A 17,119-nucleotide genomic window follows, 5' to 3' on the forward strand; every position below is an offset into this window, starting at 1 on the left:
CGGTCCAGGAGCTGTGCTCCCTGAGCGTGCGTAGCACCTATCAGACCGGCGTCCACCCAACAACTTCCGTACGCTCGGCGAGATCGGTACACTGAATGGTCTCATCACCGCTGCGGAGCCCGCCAGCCTCGTACTTGCCGACGGCAACCGGCACGATGTCACCCAGCTCCTGCCCCTGCTCGACGCGGTTCCGCCGACTCAGGGGCTCCGGGACGCCGCCGTCGCAAGCCCCGGCGTCCGTATGCGAACCGGGGCCATGACCTCGGCGAGCACCGCCGCCTGCCGTGGAAACAGCCGAACAGCCAGCTATTGGACCTGAATCCGACTGGATCCGTCACCCGCCGCGCATATCGGGGGCACGGCGGGTCAGGCGACGCATCACACTCGCGGGCCCCGCTCCGTTCTCCACCTGGAGAAGAAAGGACACCGGGGAGTTGCCAAGGGCTTCGTCGCGCTGCTTGCCGATCTGCCGACGGTATTCGACCAAGCCGAACGCGAGGCCGGCTGCGGAGGCATAGGGCATACCTCCGGCCGCATAGCCGCCCACCGCACCCAGGACGGCAGGGGCTCCTGTCTGGACGTTGAGCACTCCAGTTGCGGCGTCGATCTTCAGGCTTTTCATCACAGCCTTAAGGCCGTTCAGTGGGCGCTCGAAGCGGGTCCGGTGCACGTGCCGCAGGTGAGTGGCGAGGACTTCGCGATCCTCGATCTCCGCCAAGTGCTCCTGCATCTCGCCTGCGACGCCGGCCACCTCATCCATGAAGGTCTCGAATTCGGCCTCATACCTCTTCCGGAGTTCGATCACCTTGTCGACCGGCAGATTCGCCAGGTCGGCCGGCAGGACCATCCGGACGGCCAGTTCTCCCAGAACCGCGTACACGGATGGAGCGGCACGCGATTGCCGGCCCCGCAGCAGAACGGTCCTGATCCGTTCGGTGTCCCATTCCTGACTCGCCCGATGCGCCGCCATCTGGTCCGTCGTCGGCACGAGTCGGTTGCGCCGCGCCATCTCGTCGGTCAGCGCACACTTGTAGACCCACGCCAGCATCGGGTCCATCGAGATCCACGTGCCGGACGGCTCCGCCCCCTCGGACTCCGGGCGGTCCGCGTTGACTGCCAGCCCTTCGGCAATCAGCGCCTCGCGCAAGGCCGGTGAGACCTCCTGCCAGTACACATGCGCGATGTAGCCACCGGGCCGAGCGTGGGAACGGTGATCCCTGTGGGCATGCGGAGCATAGAGGTTGGTACGCCGCAACGACGGCGGTACGGTCGTGCTGTCGCGGGTCTGCCCTGCGCGGACCTCGTAGTATCGGCGCAACGTCCCGGCGTGCTCCCGGATGGTCTCCAGAAAAGCGGTCTCCACGGCTGCGGGCGCAGCACCGGGCTCCAGCGGAACGAAGAAGTCGAGTCCATCGGCCAGGGCTTTACCCGTTTCGGAATCCCGGATGGGATAGCCCCGGGGAACCACGCGGGCCAACTGCGGCCAGTACAAGGCCGCCACCTTCATCCAGTCATTGTTCTGGACATGCACATAAGGGTAGTACAACCCGATCTGCCGCAATCTTCCGACTCCCCTGACACATCCCAGCTCGACCTCTGGACCGATCACCATCTAGCAGCGCCGCTGCAGGTGAAATGATAGGCGCCGGTGGACGGCTCCACCGGGACGACCCGGGTCAGCGTCGCGGGCGCCGCGCCGGTGCCTCCGGCACCTTCCCCCATGCGTCTGCCGCATGGATCGACGTATCCGGCTCGCCCCTCCGGCAAAGCGCCGGTTCCTGCCCTGGCACGTTGGTGGCCTCCGTGGGGGTGTCAGCTGAGGATCTCGGTCATGCCCTCGTGTTAGGAGGTGACGGGGAAGTCCGGAAGACGCGTCGTGAACTTCGAGGTGTCGAAGAAGTTGTCCCCGCGGTAGCGTGGCAGCAGTTGCTGGGTCTCTCCGAGTTGCCCGATGAAGCGGCCCCGATCCTGAAAGCGGCCAGAGGCAACACCAGTACGGAATTCGGCGACCGGTGATCTGTTCGGCCGATCGGAGCATCTCGGCGTACGTGAGGCGGTGTACGTCGACGGGCAGGTGCCAGGTCTGGCCGTATGCGTCCGGGGCGTTGCCGATCAGGGCCATGGCCCGGCCGGCGTCCGGTGTCCAGATGAGGGACCGGGCCGTCTTCGCGCTGACAGGGACGAGCGGCCGCTTGCCCGCCCAGATCCGTTCGAAGACGAGCGAGTTGGTCAGGCTCCTGGCCCTTCCCGGTCCGGAACTCCGGCGCCCGGCAGATGACGGCGTCGACCGTTCCCGCGCTCATCGAGTCCAGCAGCATGGTCGCGATCTGTGCGCGCACCCGGCCCCTGCGGCCGTGCGGCTCGAAACGGGTCGACTCGGTCTGCAGGGTGGTCGTGCCCGGGTACATGTACGTGTTGTCGGCTGACCAGCCGGATGTCGTGCGTGAAGTTCCGGTACAGCTCTCGGGTGAGTTCGTCGCCGATCGACCCGTTGGCGCCCAGAACTGTCTGCATGGGACGCATCCCTACTTTCATGTCCACTCGATGCCCGGAAGGAGCGTGAGGCTCCTCGGACCCGCGGAATCTTCGACCGAGCCCCACGCACTCCTGCGATGCGCCTCAGCGCACTGACTGCCGTCGTAGATCCATCATTGCCGCAGGAACCGACGCCTGCATCGCAGCCGGCGCCATCAGACCGCCGGTCAGGTAGCGGGGGCCGGGCCGCGGAGCTGAGCCGTGCGGCTCATGGCACTGTCATCGGGGACCACACCCAGTCGCAGACGGTGAAAACCCTCGAAGCGAGAAGGGCGAGCACTCCAGGAGCACCCGCCATCGGAAGGGCCTGGACACGACCACGCTCGTCCCCCGTCCCCTCACCCCCCTTCCAGCGGCTTCCCGGACCGAGGCCCGTCGGTACCGCCGTCAAGCGTGAGGAACAAACGGACTCGGCTTCCCCGAAGGCGACTTCGCCCTCGGCTTCAAGGTACGACCTGCCTTCTCGCCGCCTGGCCCGGGGCGTCGGGAAGTGTCGCGGGGCTGACGCCCTGCGAGGGTTCACGGTGATCTTGGCTGCTCAGGCAGCTCGGGAGCAACCTCCGATCGGGTTCTCGCAAGGACAGCACGTGGCCGCAGTTCGGCAAGGTGCTCCAGGTCTTCGCCCTGGTGCTCGTGCCGGTGGCGATCGGCCTGATCGTGCGCCGGCGATCGGAGGCGTTCGCGCGGCGTATGGACCGTCCGGTGCGCAACCTGTTGGTCGTCGTCCTCGTCGGTGCCGTACTCGCCGAACGGGAGAACGTTGCCGACCACCTCGTGGATGCGGGGCCTGTAGCGCTTCTCTTCTGTGTGCTGAGTCTCGCCACGGGGTACTTCATGCCGTGCTTGGCACGCGTGGACAAGCGGCAGGCGGTCGCCTGTTCCATGGAGATCGGCGTGCACAACAGCACGGTCGCCATGACCTTGGCGATCAGCGTGCTCGGCAGCGTCAGCTTGGCTGTGCCCGCCGCCGTCTACGGCGTACTCACCTACCCCGTCGCGGCGCTCGCCGGGCTGATAATGACCCGTCTCGGCAACCGTCGCCCCGTTGAGGAAGCCGCAGGGGCGGGTTGAACCGGAAAAGGAGGGGGCGGCCAGTGGTCCGCCCCTTCCTCCCGGGCCCGGCGCCAGACCACAGCGCGCCTGTCACGCAAGGAGACCGCCGGGGCATCTGGGCGGCTCAGCCGTTGTGGAGGGCCTTCTTGAGGGCGTCGACGGCCAGCGTCCGGGCGACGTTGGCCGCGCGGGTGTCGCGCAGGCTGTCCAGGAGCAGGAAATCGTGGACCATGCCCGCCACACGGACCGAGGTCACGTCGACTCCGGCCTCGCGCAGCTTGTTGGCGTAACTCTCGCCCTCGTCGCGCAGGACGTCGGCCTCGTCGGTGATGACGAGGGTCGTGGGCAGTCCCCGGAGCTGGTCCAGGGATGCCTGGAGCGGGGCGGCGTACACCTCGGTGCGCTGGGCGGGGTCGCTGGTGTAGGCGTCCCAGAACCACTTCATGCCGTCGCGGGTGAGGTAGTAGCCCTCGGCGAACTGGAGGTAGGACGGGGTGTCGAAGTCCGCGTCGGACACGGGGTACAGCAGGACCTGCGCCTTGAGGTCGATCCCGCCGCGCTCCTTGTTCATGAGCGCGAAGACGGCCGACATGCAGCCACCGACCGACTCGCCGGTGACGGCGATCCGCGAGGTGTCCAGGCCGTGCTCCGCACCGTGCTCCAGGACCCACCGGCCCACGGCGTAGTTCTGCTCCACCTGGGTGGGGTACTTGGCCTCGGGTGCGCGGTCGTAGACGGGGAAGACCCCGGCCGCACCGGCGCCGACAGCGAGTTCGCGGAAGAGGCGGTCATGGGTCTTGTCGTCGCCGAAGACCCAGCCGGCGCCGTGGATGTAGAACACCACCGGCAACTGTCCGGTGGCCCCCTTGGGCCGGATGATCCGGGTGCGGACCGTGCCCCACCGGCCCGCGTCCACGTCGACCCACTGCTCGTCGACCTCGGGACGGGGCACGCTCTCGTCGCTCTGCAGGCCGAGCAGGATGTCCCGGCCCTTCTCCGGGGGGACCTCGTAGATCCGCGGGTGCGGGTCCGTGGCCTCGCACAGCTCCTTCGCCGCGGGTTCGAGGTACGGGGTGATCGGAGGAGGTAGATCAGTCATATCGGCTTCCTTTCGTGGGCACACTCGTGTGCTCCGTCCGCGGCACACAGGTGTGCCCCTTGTTCACGCGACCCCATCGGCTGCTGAAGCGGTGGACGCCTCAGAACGACAATGAGCGATTCCATCCTTTGCGCCCCATTCGTCCACCGTAACCCGCGCAGAAGGCCGCCGGCCGTTCATGCCGCAGGGGGCTGCGGGGACGAGGTGGTCCGGGGTGCTTGGCGGTGCTTCGGGGCGCTTGAGCGGGGCGGGCAGAAGCTGTCACGACGGCAGTGGGACGCGCTCATGGAGATCCCGTTCATCGGAGAACCGTTTGACGGTCACCGGAGATGGCTGCTGGAATCACTCTCCGTACAACCTGATCTCGCAGGCGCTGGCGGACTCGGGACTGACGACCCTTCCGGACGCGCGGTCTGCGGACTGGCGGACTGGCGGACTGCGGAGCAGTGTCGACGTGGTCCCCGTCGCCTCCGTCCCGGCTCAGACCGGGCTCGTCAAGAGCGACGCCGGGGCGGAGATGGACGAGGCACTCCCCTCGCTTCCCCAACGGCTGCCGCTCGGTGACATTCCGTCGGCGAAGCGGGGGGTGCGGGGAGTGGCCCTGGGCAACTTCCTGGCTCACGCGACCTTCCTGATGCGTACCGAGAGTTTCTCCCAGGTGCGAGCGCGCGAATCTCAACTGGGAGGCCCTGAAGTGGCCGACCATGCGCCGGGAGCAGTTCATCGGCCGTTTGAAGCGCGTGAAGACATCCGTAACAGGATCGCCCGCTTCGACGAGAAGCCGCTCCCCACGCAGATGATCGAGGAGCTGACCGCCTTCGCCGCCCTGCTGCGGGCGTTCGTCTCCTGATCGCACCCTTCCTGCTGGACTGCGCTGTGCAAGCTGCTGCTGCACCAGGTGGCGGGCCCAGCTTGCCGCCGATGGTCGTCACGAGCAGGGTGAAGGCGTGAAGCGAACGGTACGTGCCGTGGGCGCGGCGAGCGCGGAGAGGGTCTGGCAGCGGTACGTCCGGACGGCTTGCTGGCCGACGTGGGCTCCGCAGATCCGGGCGGTGGAGGCGGAGGCCGAACTGCGGGCAGGGATGCGTGGGCGGGTGGTGCCGCTGGTGGGGCCGGGGGTCGACTTCGTCGTCGAGGCCGTCGACCATGAGGCGCGCACCTGGTGCTGGCGGGTCCGGGTGGGGCCGGTGCGGATGCGGCTGTGGCATGCCGTGCGGGACCGCGCGCCGTCCGGAGCGGAGACCGAGCTGCGCATCGAGGGACCGGCTGCGGTGGTCGTGGTGTACGCGCCCTTGGCTCGCCTCGCTCTGCGCCGTCTGGTGTCCCCGGGAGACGGCGGGCGGGCCCGCTGAGTGGTCACGGCGCCTTGCCGAGGCTGCCCGGGCGGTCCGCGCGCGACGTTTCGGGGCGGATGGGACACTCGGCGCATGACCGGAACCGGGCAGCAGCAGGGCCGACGGCTCGAACAGGCCATCCTGGAATTGCTCGACGGGCGCGCGCCCACCGCGACCATCTGCCCGTCCGATGCCGCGCGAGCCGCCTACGACGGGGACGACGACGGCTGGCGCGCGCTCATGGAGCCTGCCCGACGGGCGGCGCGGCGGCTGGTGGCGGCCGGGGAGGTGGAGATCACCCAGGGTGGCCGGAGCGTCGATCCGGACGAGGCGCACGGGCCGATCCGCATTCGGCGTCCGCGCTGAGACCGGCCGGGCCGGGTGGTCCTCAGGCCGCCGACCGCACCAGGGTCCGGTGGATGGGCTCCGCCCCGCCGGTCAGCGGCAGGCCCGTCCCGCCGCGCCGGGCCGCCACGATCTCCGCGGCGATGGACAGGGCCGTCTCCTCAGGCGTACGGGCCCCGAGGTCCAGGCCGATGGGTGATCGCAGCCGCGCCAGCTCGGCCTCGTCCAGCCCCGCCTCGCGCAGCCGCCGCAGCCGGTCCTCGTGGGTCCGGCGTGAGCCCATCGCGCCGACGAACGCGGCCGGCCGCCGCAGCGCCTCCGTGAGCAGCGGCACGTCGAACCGGGCTTCGTGGGTGAGGACGCACAGCACCGTGCGCCCGTCGGTCCGGGTGCTCCGCAGATAGCGGTGGGGCCAGTCGACGACGACCTCGTCCGCCTCGGGGAAGCGGGCCCGGGTGGCGAAGACGGGCCGGGCGTCGCACACCGTGACGTGGTGGCCCAGGAACTTGCCGGCCCGTACGAGCGCCGCGGCGAAGTCGACGGCTCCGAACACGATCATGCGGGGCGGCTCCACGCTGCACTCGACGAGCAGAGTGAGTCCGCCGGGGCAGTGCGAGCCGTCCTCGGTGAGGGTGACCGTGCCGGTCCGGCCGGTGTCCAGGAGCGCCCGGGCCTCGGCCGCCGCCGCACGGTCCAGGCCGGCGGGGCCGCCGAGCCCGCCCTCGTCGGCGCCGTCGGGACGGACCAGCAGGGCCCTCCCCAGCAGCTCCGCCGGGCCGCGCACCACTCGGGCGAGGGCCGCCACCTCGCCGGAGGCGGCGGCGGAGAGGGCGGTCGCCAGTACCGCACGCTCCGGAGCGCCGGTGCGGACCGGTGTGACCAGGATGTCCAGGACCCCGCCGCAGGTCAGGCCCACCGCGAAGGCGTCCTCGTCGCTGTAGCCGAAGCTCTCGCGGACGGACCGGCCGTCCTGGAGTGCCTGGGCGCACAGTTCGTAGACCGCGCCTTCCACGCAGCCGCCGGAGACCGAGCCGATCGCCGTCCCCTCGCTGTCGACGGCCAGCGCGGCGCCGGGCCCGCGCGGGGCGCTGCCGTCGACGGCCACGACGGTGGCGACCGCGAACTCCCTGCCCTCGGCCGCCCAGCGGTGCAGTGCGTCGGCGATGTCAAGCATCCGCCGCTCCCGGGCGGGGCCGCGGTGCCGAGGCTGCGAGGATGCGGTCAGGGCGGATCGGCAGGTTCCGGTGGCGTACGCCGGTGGCGTGCCAGACCGCGTTGGCGACGGCCGCCGCCGCGCCCACGATGCCGATCTCCCCGACGCCCTTGATGCCGACCGGGTCGTCCGGGTCGTGGTCGTCCACCCAGTCCGCCTCGATGTCCGGGACGTCGGCGTGCGTGGCCACGTGGTAGCCGGCGAGGTCGGGGGCGTAGTGGCGGCCGGTGTTCCGGTCGCGGACCGCCTCCTCGTGCAGGGCCATGGAGATGCCCCACGTCATCCCGCCGACCAACTGGTTGCGGGCGGTGAGCGGGTTGACGATCCGGCCCGCCGCGAAGATGCCCAGCATGCGGCGGACCCGCACCTCGCCGGTGGCGGGGTCCACGGCGACCTCCGCGAACTGGGCGCCGAAGGAGTGCCGTTCCTTCTGTGCGAGGGCCTTGAGGGCCTCGGTGGTGTCGGAGCGCACGGTGATCCCCTCCGGCGGGATGTCAGGGGCCCCCGCGAGCCGCTCCCGGAGTTCGGCGGCGGCCGCCGTGACCGCCCAGGCCCAGGAGCGGGTGCCCATGGAACCGCCGGCGATCATCGCGGGGCCGAAGTCGCTGTCGCCGATGCGGACCCGGACGCGTTCGGGCGTGGTCTCCAGGGCGTCGGCGGCGATCAGGGTGAGCGCGGTACGGGCGCCGGTGCCGATGTCGGCGGCGGCGATCCGTACGGTGTACGAGCCGTCGGCCTCCGCCGTTACCAGCGCCGTGGAGGACATGGCTCCGGCCTCGAAGGAGGCTGCCGCCACCCCCGTGCCGAGCAGCAGGCGGCCGTCACGGCGGATCCCCGGGCGGGGGTCGCGGTCGGCCCAGCCGAACCTGCGGGCGCCCTCGTGGAGGCAGGCGGCCAGGTTGTGGGTGCTGAAGGGGAGGCCGGAGACGGGGCCCACCTCGGGCTCGTTGCGCAGGCGGAGTTCGACCGGGTCGAGACCGGTGCGTTCGGCGAGTTCGTCGAGGGCCGTCTCGATCGCGAACGACCCCGGCGCCTCCCCCGGCGCCCGCATCCAGGTCGGGGACGGCACGTCGAGCCGGACGACGCGGTTCGCCGTGCGGTGGGCGTCCGCGTCGTACATGACCCGGGCGACGCCCGCGCTCGGCTCCACGAACTCGTACACGGTCGAGGTCTGGTTGAGCGAGCGGTGCTCCAGGGCGCGGAGCCTGCCGTCGGTATCCGCGCCGAGCCTGACCCGCTGGGTGGTGGGGCTGCGGTAGCCGGCCAGCGTGAATGTCTGACGCCTCGTCATGACCACGCGTACGGGCCGCTGCAGGGCGGTGGCGGCCATGACGGCGGACACCTGGTGGGCGCGGAGGCCCTTGCTGCCGAAGCCGCCGCCGATGTGTTCGGAGCGCACCCGCACCGAGGACGCGTCGAGGGAGAACATCAGGGCCAGCTCGGACTGGACCCAGCCGGCGCCCTGGTTGGAGTCGACGACCTCCAGCCGGCCACCGTCCCACAGCGCGGTCGCCGCGTGCGGCTCCATCATGCTGTGCTGTTCCTCGGGAGTGGTGTACTCCTCGTCCAGCACGACCGCGGAGGCGGCGAGTTCAGTCTCCAGGTCGCCCTTCTCCGTCTCCGCGGGCATGTGACCCGCGGCACCGTAGGCGGCGGGGTCGTCGGCCATCAGCACGGTGGTGTGCGGCTCCTCGTCGTACGTCACCACCAGCGCCTCGGCGGCCTCCCTGGCCTGCTCGGGGGTCTCGGCGACGACCAGCGCGACGGGCCAGCCGGCGAACGGCACCCGGTCGTTCTGGAAGACGGCGGCGGCCGGGTCCGGCGGGGTGCCGAGCATGCCGAGGTAATCGGTGTGCAGGCGCGGGGCGTTGGCGTGGTGGAGCACGGTGAGGACGCCCGGCAGGGAGAGGACCGGGGCGGTGTCGATCGTGACGATGCGGCCTCGGGTGACGGTGGAGAGCACCAGCCAGCCGTGGGCCAGGCCGGCGAAGGGGATCTCGCCCGCGTAGCGCGCGGCGCCGGTGACCTTGTCGCGGCCCTCGACACGGGTGCGGGCGGTGCCGACGGCGGCGCGCAGCGCCCTGGGGCCGGGTGTGGTCGTGGTCATCGGACGGCCCCTTCGGCCGGTTCGGTCGGTTCGGTCAGTTCCGTCAGGACCGAGACCACGAGGTTGCGCATGAGGGTCACCTTGTATCCGTTGTCGGGCAGCGGCCTGGCGGCGGCGAGTTCGGCGTCCGCGGCGGCGGCGAAGGTCGCGCCGGTGGCCGGCGCGCCGGTCAGGACGGCTTCGGCCGCGCGGGCGCGCCAGGGCCGGGAGGCGACGGCCCCGAGCGCGAGCCGGGCTTCGCGTACGCGTCCGTCCTCGATGTCGAGCGCGGCGGCGACGGAGCCGATGGCGAAGGCGTACGAGGCGCGCTCGCGCACCTTGCGGTAGCGGGAGTTGGCTGCGGCGGGCGCGGCGGGCAGCGTGATGTGGGTGATCAACGCGCCCGGCGGCAGGGCGGTTTCGCGGTGCGGGGTGTCGCCGACGGGGAGGTAGAGGTCGGTGAGGGGCATCTCGCCCGGCCCGTCGAGGGTCTCGTACGCGACCTGGGCGTCGAACGCCGTCAGGGCCACGCCCATGTCGGAGGGGTGCACGGCCACGCAGTGGCCGGAGGCGCCGAGCACCGCGTGGTTGTGGTGCTCACCGGTGACGGCCGGGCAACCAGTGCCCGGGACACGCTTGTTGCAGGGCCCGTTCACGTCGGAGAAATAGCCGCAGCGGGTGCGCTGGAGCAGGTTTCCGCCGACGGTGGCCATGTTGCGCAGTTGGCCGGAGGCACCGGCCAGGACGGCCTGGGTCAACGCCGGGTAGCGGCGGCGGACTTCGGGGTGGGCGGCGAGGTCGCTGTTGGTGACGGTGGCTCCGATGCGCAGACCGCCGTCGGTCGTGGACTCGACGTGGTCCAGGGGCAGTTCGGTCACGTCGACGAGCAGGGCGGGCCGCTCCACGCCGGTCTTCATCAGGTCGACGAGGTTGGTGCCGCCGCCGAGGAACCGGGCGTCCGGGTCGGCCGCGAGCAGGGCGACCGCGCCGGTGACGTCGTGGGCGCGCCGGTAGTCGAACTCCTTCATGCGGCGGCCTCCTCGGCTGCTGCCGTACGGGACTCCTCGTGAGCCTGGGCGCCACGGGAGACGGCCTGGACGATCGAGACATAGGCGCCGCAGCGGCACAGGTTTCCGCTCATCCGTTCGCGGATCTCGTCGGGCGTCAGCGGTGGTGGCGCCGCCTCGGGGCGTACGTCGTCGGTGGCGGCGCTCGGCCAGCCGGCCGCGTGCTCCTCGATGACGGCGATGGCCGAGCAGATCTGGCCGGGGGTGCAGTAGCCGCACTGGTAGCCGTCGAGTTCGAGGAAGGCCTGCTGGACGGGGTGCAGGTCGTCGCCGTCGGCGATGCCTTCGATGGTGGTGATCTCGCGCCCCTCGGCCGCGACGGCGAGGGTGAGGCAGGCGACGGCGCGGCGCCGGCCGATCAGGACGGTGCAGGCCCCGCACTGCCCCTGGTCGCAGCCCTTCTTGGTGCCGGTGAGGTCGAGGCGCTCGCGCAGGGCGTCGAGCAGGGTGGTGCGGTGGTCGACGGACAGGTGGTGCTTCTCGCCGTTGATGTTCAGGGTGATCGCGCTGGTGGTCGACGAGGATGCTGGGGCCATGATCAGCCTTCTTCGGTGTCCGGTGACAGGAGATCGGCGGTGCGGCAGCGGCCCGGGAGCCGCCACCGGTGTGCCTACGGGTGGCGGGCCGCGCTAAGGTAGCCCTAACCGGACTACTGTCCGCTTCGCCATTCAACGTAACGGACACCTGTCCGCTTAACAAGGACGGGATTCGGCCACGAACCCGTGGAGGAGGACGCGTGTCCCAGCCGAAGAAGGACGCGCCCGCGCGCTCGGAGGAGCCGCCGCGTTCGGAGGCTCCCGCACGCTCGGAGGCTCCCGCACGCTCGGAGGAGCCGCCGCGTTCGGACGTGCCGGCACGCGCGGACGCACCGGTTCGCCCGGACGCACCGGCCCGTTCGGACGCGGTGCGCAACCGTGAGCGCATCCTGCGTGTCGCCATGGCCGAACTGACGGTGCGTCCGGACGTCCCGCTGAGCACGATCGCCAAGAAGGCGGGCGTCGGGCAGGGCACCTTCTACCGCAACTTCCCGCACCGCGAAGCGCTCGTCCTGGAGATCTACCGCTACGAGATGCAGCAAGTGGCCGACGCGGCCGTCGAGTTGCTGGGCAACCGTGGACCCGAGGCGGCCCTGCGCGAGTGGATGGACCGGCTCGCCGGGTTCGCCATGACCAAGGCGGGCCTGGCGGACGCGATCCGGCTGGTCACCAGCGCCCCGGGCGGACCGGCCAAGCCCGGCCCCGCCCCGGTGCTGGAGGCCGCCGGAACGCTGCTCCGCGCCAACGAGAACGCGGGCACCATACGCCCGGGGGTGACCCCGGACGACTTCTTCCTGGCCATCGCGGGCCTCTGGCAGCTCGATCCGCAGGAGGAGTGGCAGCCGCGGGCCGCCCGGCTGCTGGACTTCGTGATGGACGGGCTGCGGGCGGGGGCGCCCGGCCGCTGAGCGGGTACGGCCCCGCTGACTCACCCCCGTCCGACCGGAGCCGGCGGCTCCGGGTCCTCGTCGGTGAGCTCGGGTTCCAGCCCCTCGGCCACGTTCGTGGGGCGTCGGCCGGAATCCGCCCGCCACGCCTCGAAGGCCCAGCCGGTCAGGACCACCACGGCGGCGCCCAGCAGCCAGCCGCCGATGACATCGCTGAACCAGTGCACGCCGAGCGCGATCCGGGTGAAGCCCACGCCCAGGACCGACACCGCCCCCACACCCCAGCAGAGCCCGCGCCAGGCGCGCGGGACCATCGGCAGCAGCACCAGGAGCAGCACGGCGAAGGACGTGGTCGCCGTCATCGCGTGGCCTGAGGGGAAGGAGTAGCCGGGTGCCTGCGCGACCGGATCCTCCAGCGACGGCCGCGCCCGCTCCACGACCATCTTGACGAGCACACCGGTCAGCGCGCCGCCGGTCGCCGTCACCGCGGCCCAGGCCGCGAGGCGCCAGGCCCGCCGGTACAGGAGCCAGAGCGTGAGCAGCGCGACGGCGATCCGCAGGGTGGCCGGGTCCCACACCCAGTCGGACAGGATCCGCAACGTACCGGTCCACGCCGGGTGGTCGAGGGCGATCTCGTGCAGCCGGCGGGCCGCCCCCGCGTCGACGCGGCGCAGCGGGGGCCAGCTCGCCTCGACGAGGACGAGCAGCAGGGCGAAGGGGATCGCGGCGGCGGCCGCGGCGGCCACGGCTCCCAGCAGGCGCACGCCGAACCGGCGGTCGGCGCGGCGGGTGCGCTGCTCTGCGGTGGGCGGGGCGGTGGTGCGTGTCGGCATGTCAGGTTCCCGGGTCGGCGGTGATCGGGCCGGGCTTCCCCGCGCGTACGGCTTCGAGCTGCGCGGCGAAGGACAGTCCGAGGAAGAGGGAGAGTGAGGTGAGGTAGGACCACAGGAGCAGGGCCATGAAGAGGCTGAGCGGGCCGTAGACCGTGTCGAAGGAGCCGCTGAGCTCGAGGTAGAGGCTGAGCAACCAGGTCAGCAGGGTCCAGAGCACCAGGTACACGGCGGCGCCGAAGGCGAGCCACGTGTACCCGGGCTGCCGGCGGCGCGGCGAGCGCCGGAAGATCGCGCTGGCGGAGATCAGGGCGAGCAGCAGGCCGAGCGGGATGCGGAGGAAATCCCAGGCCGTCCGTGCGCCGTCGCCGAGTCCGTACACGGTCGTGGCGGCCGTCACGAAATCGCCGCCGGCCACGATCATGATCGAGGCGATGCCGAGGGGTATCCCGGCGCTCAGCGACATGACCAGGCCCCGCAGGTACTTGCGGTGGAAGACCCGGTCCCGCTCCACCCCGTAGATGCGGTTGGCGCCGCGCTCGATCTGGCACATCGCCGTCGTGACGTTGGCCACGGAGAAGAGGAGTCCGAACCAGAGCGCGATCTCGGCACCGTCATCGTCGCCCCCGCGGTTGCGGTCCAGCGCCTCGGCCACCACGGGGGCGCTCGGCCCTTCGCTCAGGCTGCGGATCGTCAGCTCGGCGAGTCTGCCGACGTTCTCGGTGTGCAGCGCGGTGGAGAGGCCCACGAAGGCGATCACCAGCGGGATGATCGCCAGGATCGTCTGGAGGGCCAGCGCGCGGGAGTGGCTGAAGCCGTCGGCGTAGCGGAAGCGCACGAAGGCGTCGCGCAGCAGGGGCCAGCGGCCGTACCGGCGGAGCGCCACGAGGGCTTCGTCGGCGGAGAGTTCGTCGCCGGTCATGTCGTGGGTGACCGGCACCCGGGTCGCGGTTCCCATCACTTCTCCTGGGCGGGCAATGGGGCGGTGGTCTTCTTCGTTTCCCGGCTGGTTCCCCGCGCTCCTCGCCCGGCGGGCAGCAGAACGGTGAGGGCGCCGGGCCTGACCTCCGCGGTGATCCGCCGACCGGCGGACACGGGGTCGCCGTCGACTTCTCGGGGCTGAGGCCGGGTGAAGGTCAGTTCGGCGCGGCGGAAGGTGAAGAACTCGACCGGGCCGCCGTGCGTCGGCCTGTTTGCGGAGGGCCGTGATCCGCGCAGCAGCACGCCCACCACCCGCAGCCAGCCGCCCGCGCCCCGGGGGTCGAAGAGGGCGAGGTCGAGCAGCCCGTCGTCGGGCCGGGCGCCGGGGACGAGGGCCGTACCGCCCTGCACGGTGCCGACGTTGGCGATGAGGACCATGCGGGCGGTGCGGTGCAGCGCCGGGGCGCCGTCGAGGGTGACCGCCAGCCGCATCCGGGGGCCCCGCAGTTGGCCCAGCCCGGACAGGACGTAGGCGGGCCAGCCGAGCGCCGACTTGGCGCGGTCGGAGGTGGATCCCATCACCGCCGCGTCGAGTCCGGCTCCCGACATGGCCGTGAAGTGCGTGCGGGCGATGCCGTCACCGCTGATGGTGCCGAGGTCGAGCGCCCGGGGTTCGCCGGTGAGTGCGGCGGCCAGCGCGTCGGCGGGGTCGAGGGGCAGCCCGAGGTTCCGGGCCAGCAGGTTGCCCGTACCGCAGGGCACGACGGCGAGCGTGACACCGGTTCCGGCGAGGGCGTCGGCGACCGCCCGGATGGTGCCGTCGCCGCCGCACGCCACCACGAGGCCCGCTCCGCCACGGACCGCTTCGGCCGCCTGGCCGCCTCCGGTGTCACGCTCGGTGGTCTCCACGAACGTCACGTCCGCATGCCCCCGTTGTGCGAGGACGAGCCGCAGCCGGTCACGGGTGGCGGTGTCGGTGACGGTCGGATTGACGATCACCACGGCACGCTCGCGCGACGGACCGGGCCGGCTCTCGGCGGCGGCCACGGCGATGTCCACCGCGTCGGCCGGGGGCCGGGCGGCCCAGGCGTCGTCGGCGAGCACGGCCCGACCGACGACGAACAGCGAGAGCGCGCCGTTGAGCAACCCCGCCACCACATCGCTGGGATGGTGCATGCCTCGGTAGAGCCGGGCCAACCCCACCAGGAGCGGGATCAGCAGCAGGAGGACGCCGACCACCTTGCCCCAGCGGCCACGGACCCGGGAGAGCACCAGGACGGCGAGACCGGCGTAGAGCGCGGTGGCCGCCCCCGTGTGCCCGGAGGTGTAGCTCGACGTCGGCGGCGAGGCGTCCAGGCGCTCCACATCCGGGCGCGTCCGGTCCACGGCCTCCGTGATGAGCAGGAAGACCAGGGACTGGAGCCACACGGCCAGGGCCAGGAAGATCGCCGCGCGCCACCGGGGAAGCGGGGGCACCACGAGGAGGGCCAGGCAGCACAGGACGGTGATGCCGACGATGGTGTGGGTGTCCCCCGCCCCTGAGGCGATGGCCGATGCGGTGGTGAGTGCGTCGTTACGTACGCGTTCGAAGGCGTCGTTCAGCGCGTCCTCGGCGGTCAGCGGCCACAGGTTCCGGGCCGGCCCGGTGATCAGCAGGCCGAGGCCCGCGATCATCGCCGCCTGGCAGACCGCGAACGCCGCGATCCGCGCCGTCGCGCGGCCTGCGCCGCTGCTCAGGGCCGGTGAGTGGCCCAGGCGTGGCGGAGCCGGAGCTCCGGACGGGTCGGTGGCTCTGGCGGGCGTGGTGGTCTCCATCGGATCCCCCGGGTCGTCCGCCGGACGGCGGGCCGGGGAAGCCTGTTCTTCCCGGCGTTACGCCGTATGCCCTGACGACGGCCGGACAGACCTGCGGGACTGCGGCGACCACCGGCCGGTGGCGCCTCGGGCGTCGCAGTCGCGCTACGCCCCCCTCTCGAACAGTCCACCGAGGCCGGCCCCTCCTACCAGCGCACCCCCAGCCGCCGCGGACTGCGGGACGTCGTCCCGGTACGCCAGAGCACCGTCTCCGCGGGCTCCGTCAGGCGCAGGCCCGGGAAGCGGGCGGAGAGGCGGTGCAGGGCGATCTGGAGTTCCGTACGGGCCAGCCAGGCGCCCAGGCAGTAGTGGGCCCCGGCCCCGAAGGAGAGGGTGGGGGCCTCCAGCGGGGCGAACAGGTCGTCGCGGGTGTGGCGGGGGAAGACGGCCGGATCGCGGTTGGCGGCGCCGCAGTCCGCGAGCACGACCGCGCCGGCCGGGATCACCACCCCGCCGACCTCGGTGTCCTCGGCCGCGTGGCGTGCCGTTCCCCGGTCGTCGCCCAGCGGGACGAGGTGGATGAGCCGGTCCGCAGCCCGGCCGGCCGCCTCCTCGTCCGCGCCGATGCGGGGCCAGCTCTCCGGGCGTTCGCCGAGGAGGTAGAGCAGCGCGTTGCCGAGCATGGTCATCGTGCTGTCGTGGCCGCCGACGACGAGCCCGCACACCAGGCTCACCAACTGCGCCTCGGGCAGGCCGCCTTCCTCGTCGGCGGCCCGCACCAGGCTGCTGATCAGGTCGTCGCCGGGAGTGCGCCGCCGCTCCGTGAGGAGCTCCCCGCCGAACGCACTGAACTCCTTCAGCACGGACTCCACCTCCTCCCCGGAGTGGGAGCCGTCCGAGAAGGCGTGCTCGCTCCAGTGGCGCATCCGGTCGCGCGCGGACGCGTCCAGGCCCATCAGCCGGCTGATCACCGCCACGGGCAGGGGGAGGGTGAACTCCGCGACCACGTCCGCCGGTTGCGGTCGGTCCTCCAGCCGGTCCAGGAGCTGTTCCACGATGGCGGTGATCCACGGCCGCCAGCGGGCGACGGCCCTCGGGGTGAAGGCGCGGCGTAGGGTCCGGCGCAGCCGCAGGTGATCGGGGCCGTCCTGGTTGAACATCAGGTCGGGGTTGTTCACGAGGTCCGGTACGTCGGAGAGGGCCGGGGCGTCCGCCGCGTACAGCTGGGCACGGCCGAAGCGCGGGTCGGACAGCACCTGGCGGACATCCGCGTACCGGCTGACCAGCCAGGCGGGGGCGCCGCCGGGCAGCTCTCCCAGCCGGGGCGGGCCCGGGTCGTCGAAGCGCAGGCGGTGCAGGGGGACCAGGGACGAGGCGTCGCTGGTGGTCATCGTGAACTCCTCAGGCAGAGCAGGTGGC

At 72.0% G+C, this 17,119-nt stretch carries 15 protein-coding genes and 1 pseudogene; 5 read left to right on the plus strand and 11 right to left on the minus strand.

Going from position 1 to position 17,119, the window contains the following annotated elements; genetic code table 11:
- Positions 1-334: 334 nt before the first annotated feature.
- Positions 335-1,561 carry a DUF6236 family protein gene (locus ACFWRT_RS00815; RefSeq protein WP_380948856.1) on the minus strand — a complete coding sequence of 409 codons (1,227 nt, stop codon included), beginning with the start codon at positions 1,559-1,561 and terminating at the stop codon, positions 335-337.
- A gap of 281 nt (positions 1,562-1,842) precedes the next feature.
- Positions 1,843-2,514 (minus strand): annotated as a pseudogene (locus tag ACFWRT_RS00820) (Rossmann-fold NAD(P)-binding domain-containing protein).
- A 627-nt stretch (positions 2,515-3,141) separates the two neighbouring features.
- Between ACFWRT_RS00820 and ACFWRT_RS00825 the strand changes: the two are divergent.
- Positions 3,142-3,606: a bile acid:sodium symporter family protein gene (locus ACFWRT_RS00825; RefSeq protein WP_380948857.1), complete on the plus strand. Its 465-nt coding sequence runs from the start codon at positions 3,142-3,144 to the stop codon at positions 3,604-3,606.
- 106 nt (positions 3,607-3,712) lie between these two features.
- Here the strand turns inward: ACFWRT_RS00825 and ACFWRT_RS00830 are convergent, their stop codons facing one another.
- A complete protein-coding gene (locus ACFWRT_RS00830; protein ID WP_380948858.1) occupies positions 3,713-4,687 on the minus strand; it encodes an alpha/beta hydrolase in 975 nt (324 codons plus the stop codon).
- A gap of 517 nt (positions 4,688-5,204) precedes the next feature.
- Here ACFWRT_RS00830 and ACFWRT_RS00835 point away from each other — a divergent pair.
- The 3 genes from ACFWRT_RS00835 to ACFWRT_RS00845 all read left to right on the plus strand — a co-directional run bounded on the left by ACFWRT_RS00835 (position 5,205) and on the right by ACFWRT_RS00845 (position 6,387).
- Entirely contained in the window at positions 5,205-5,537 is a 333-nt protein-coding gene (locus tag ACFWRT_RS00835; RefSeq protein WP_380948859.1) for a hypothetical protein, read from the plus strand.
- Positions 5,538-5,634: 97 nt separating this feature from the next.
- Positions 5,635-6,039, plus strand: a complete 405-nt coding sequence (locus ACFWRT_RS00840; protein ID WP_380948860.1) for an SRPBCC family protein — start codon at positions 5,635-5,637, stop codon at positions 6,037-6,039.
- A 75-nt stretch (positions 6,040-6,114) separates the two neighbouring features.
- Positions 6,115-6,387, plus strand: a complete 273-nt coding sequence (locus ACFWRT_RS00845) for a DUF3253 domain-containing protein (protein WP_380948861.1) — start codon at positions 6,115-6,117, stop codon at positions 6,385-6,387.
- Positions 6,388-6,409: 22 nt separating this feature from the next.
- On the opposite strand, the gene ACFWRT_RS00850 is transcribed toward ACFWRT_RS00845, so the two are convergent.
- From ACFWRT_RS00850 to ACFWRT_RS00865, 4 genes are read right to left on the minus strand one after another with little or no spacing between them, the layout of a single operon-like run.
- On the minus strand, positions 6,410-7,540 hold the full coding sequence (locus ACFWRT_RS00850; RefSeq protein ID WP_380948862.1) for an XdhC family protein: 1,131 nt from the start codon (positions 7,538-7,540) through the stop codon (positions 6,410-6,412).
- A complete protein-coding gene (locus ACFWRT_RS00855; protein ID WP_380948863.1) occupies positions 7,533-9,686 on the minus strand; it encodes a xanthine dehydrogenase family protein molybdopterin-binding subunit in 2,154 nt (717 codons plus the stop codon). The genes ACFWRT_RS00850 and ACFWRT_RS00855 overlap by 8 nt, the downstream gene beginning before the upstream one ends.
- Positions 9,683-10,693, minus strand: coding sequence for an FAD binding domain-containing protein (locus ACFWRT_RS00860; protein WP_380948864.1), 1,011 nt, complete (start codon positions 10,691-10,693; stop codon positions 9,683-9,685). Before ACFWRT_RS00860 ends, ACFWRT_RS00855 begins: the two co-directional genes overlap by 4 nt.
- Positions 10,690-11,268: a 2Fe-2S iron-sulfur cluster-binding protein gene (locus tag ACFWRT_RS00865; protein ID WP_380948865.1), complete on the minus strand. Its 579-nt coding sequence runs from the start codon at positions 11,266-11,268 to the stop codon at positions 10,690-10,692. The genes ACFWRT_RS00860 and ACFWRT_RS00865 overlap by 4 nt, the downstream gene beginning before the upstream one ends.
- A gap of 311 nt (positions 11,269-11,579) precedes the next feature.
- Between ACFWRT_RS00865 and ACFWRT_RS00870 the strand changes: the two genes are divergently transcribed.
- Positions 11,580-12,176 carry a TetR/AcrR family transcriptional regulator gene (locus ACFWRT_RS00870; RefSeq protein ID WP_380949009.1) on the plus strand — a complete coding sequence of 199 codons (597 nt, stop codon included), beginning with the start codon at positions 11,580-11,582 and terminating at the stop codon, positions 12,174-12,176.
- A 20-nt stretch (positions 12,177-12,196) separates the two neighbouring features.
- On the opposite strand, the gene ACFWRT_RS00875 is transcribed toward ACFWRT_RS00870, so the two are convergent.
- The 4 genes from ACFWRT_RS00875 to ACFWRT_RS00890 form a co-directional block, all read right to left on the minus strand.
- On the minus strand, positions 12,197-12,988 hold the full coding sequence (locus ACFWRT_RS00875) for a phosphatase PAP2 family protein (RefSeq protein WP_380948866.1): 792 nt from the start codon (positions 12,986-12,988) through the stop codon (positions 12,197-12,199).
- Position 12,989: 1 nt separating this feature from the next.
- Entirely contained in the window at positions 12,990-13,943 is a 954-nt protein-coding gene (locus ACFWRT_RS00880) for a YihY/virulence factor BrkB family protein (RefSeq protein WP_380948867.1), read from the minus strand.
- Positions 13,943-15,721: a bifunctional phosphatase PAP2/diacylglycerol kinase family protein gene (locus ACFWRT_RS00885; RefSeq protein WP_380948868.1), complete on the minus strand. Its 1,779-nt coding sequence runs from the start codon at positions 15,719-15,721 to the stop codon at positions 13,943-13,945. The genes ACFWRT_RS00880 and ACFWRT_RS00885 overlap by 1 nt, the downstream gene beginning before the upstream one ends.
- A gap of 185 nt (positions 15,722-15,906) precedes the next feature.
- Positions 15,907-17,091: a cytochrome P450 gene (locus ACFWRT_RS00890; RefSeq protein WP_380948869.1), complete on the minus strand. Its 1,185-nt coding sequence runs from the start codon at positions 17,089-17,091 to the stop codon at positions 15,907-15,909.
- Between the last annotated feature and the right edge of the window lie 28 nt (positions 17,092-17,119).

Source organism: Streptomyces cyaneofuscatus, from assembly GCF_042718795.1.
Taxonomy (GTDB): Bacteria; Actinomycetota; Actinomycetes; order Streptomycetales; family Streptomycetaceae; genus Streptomyces; species Streptomyces cyaneofuscatus_A.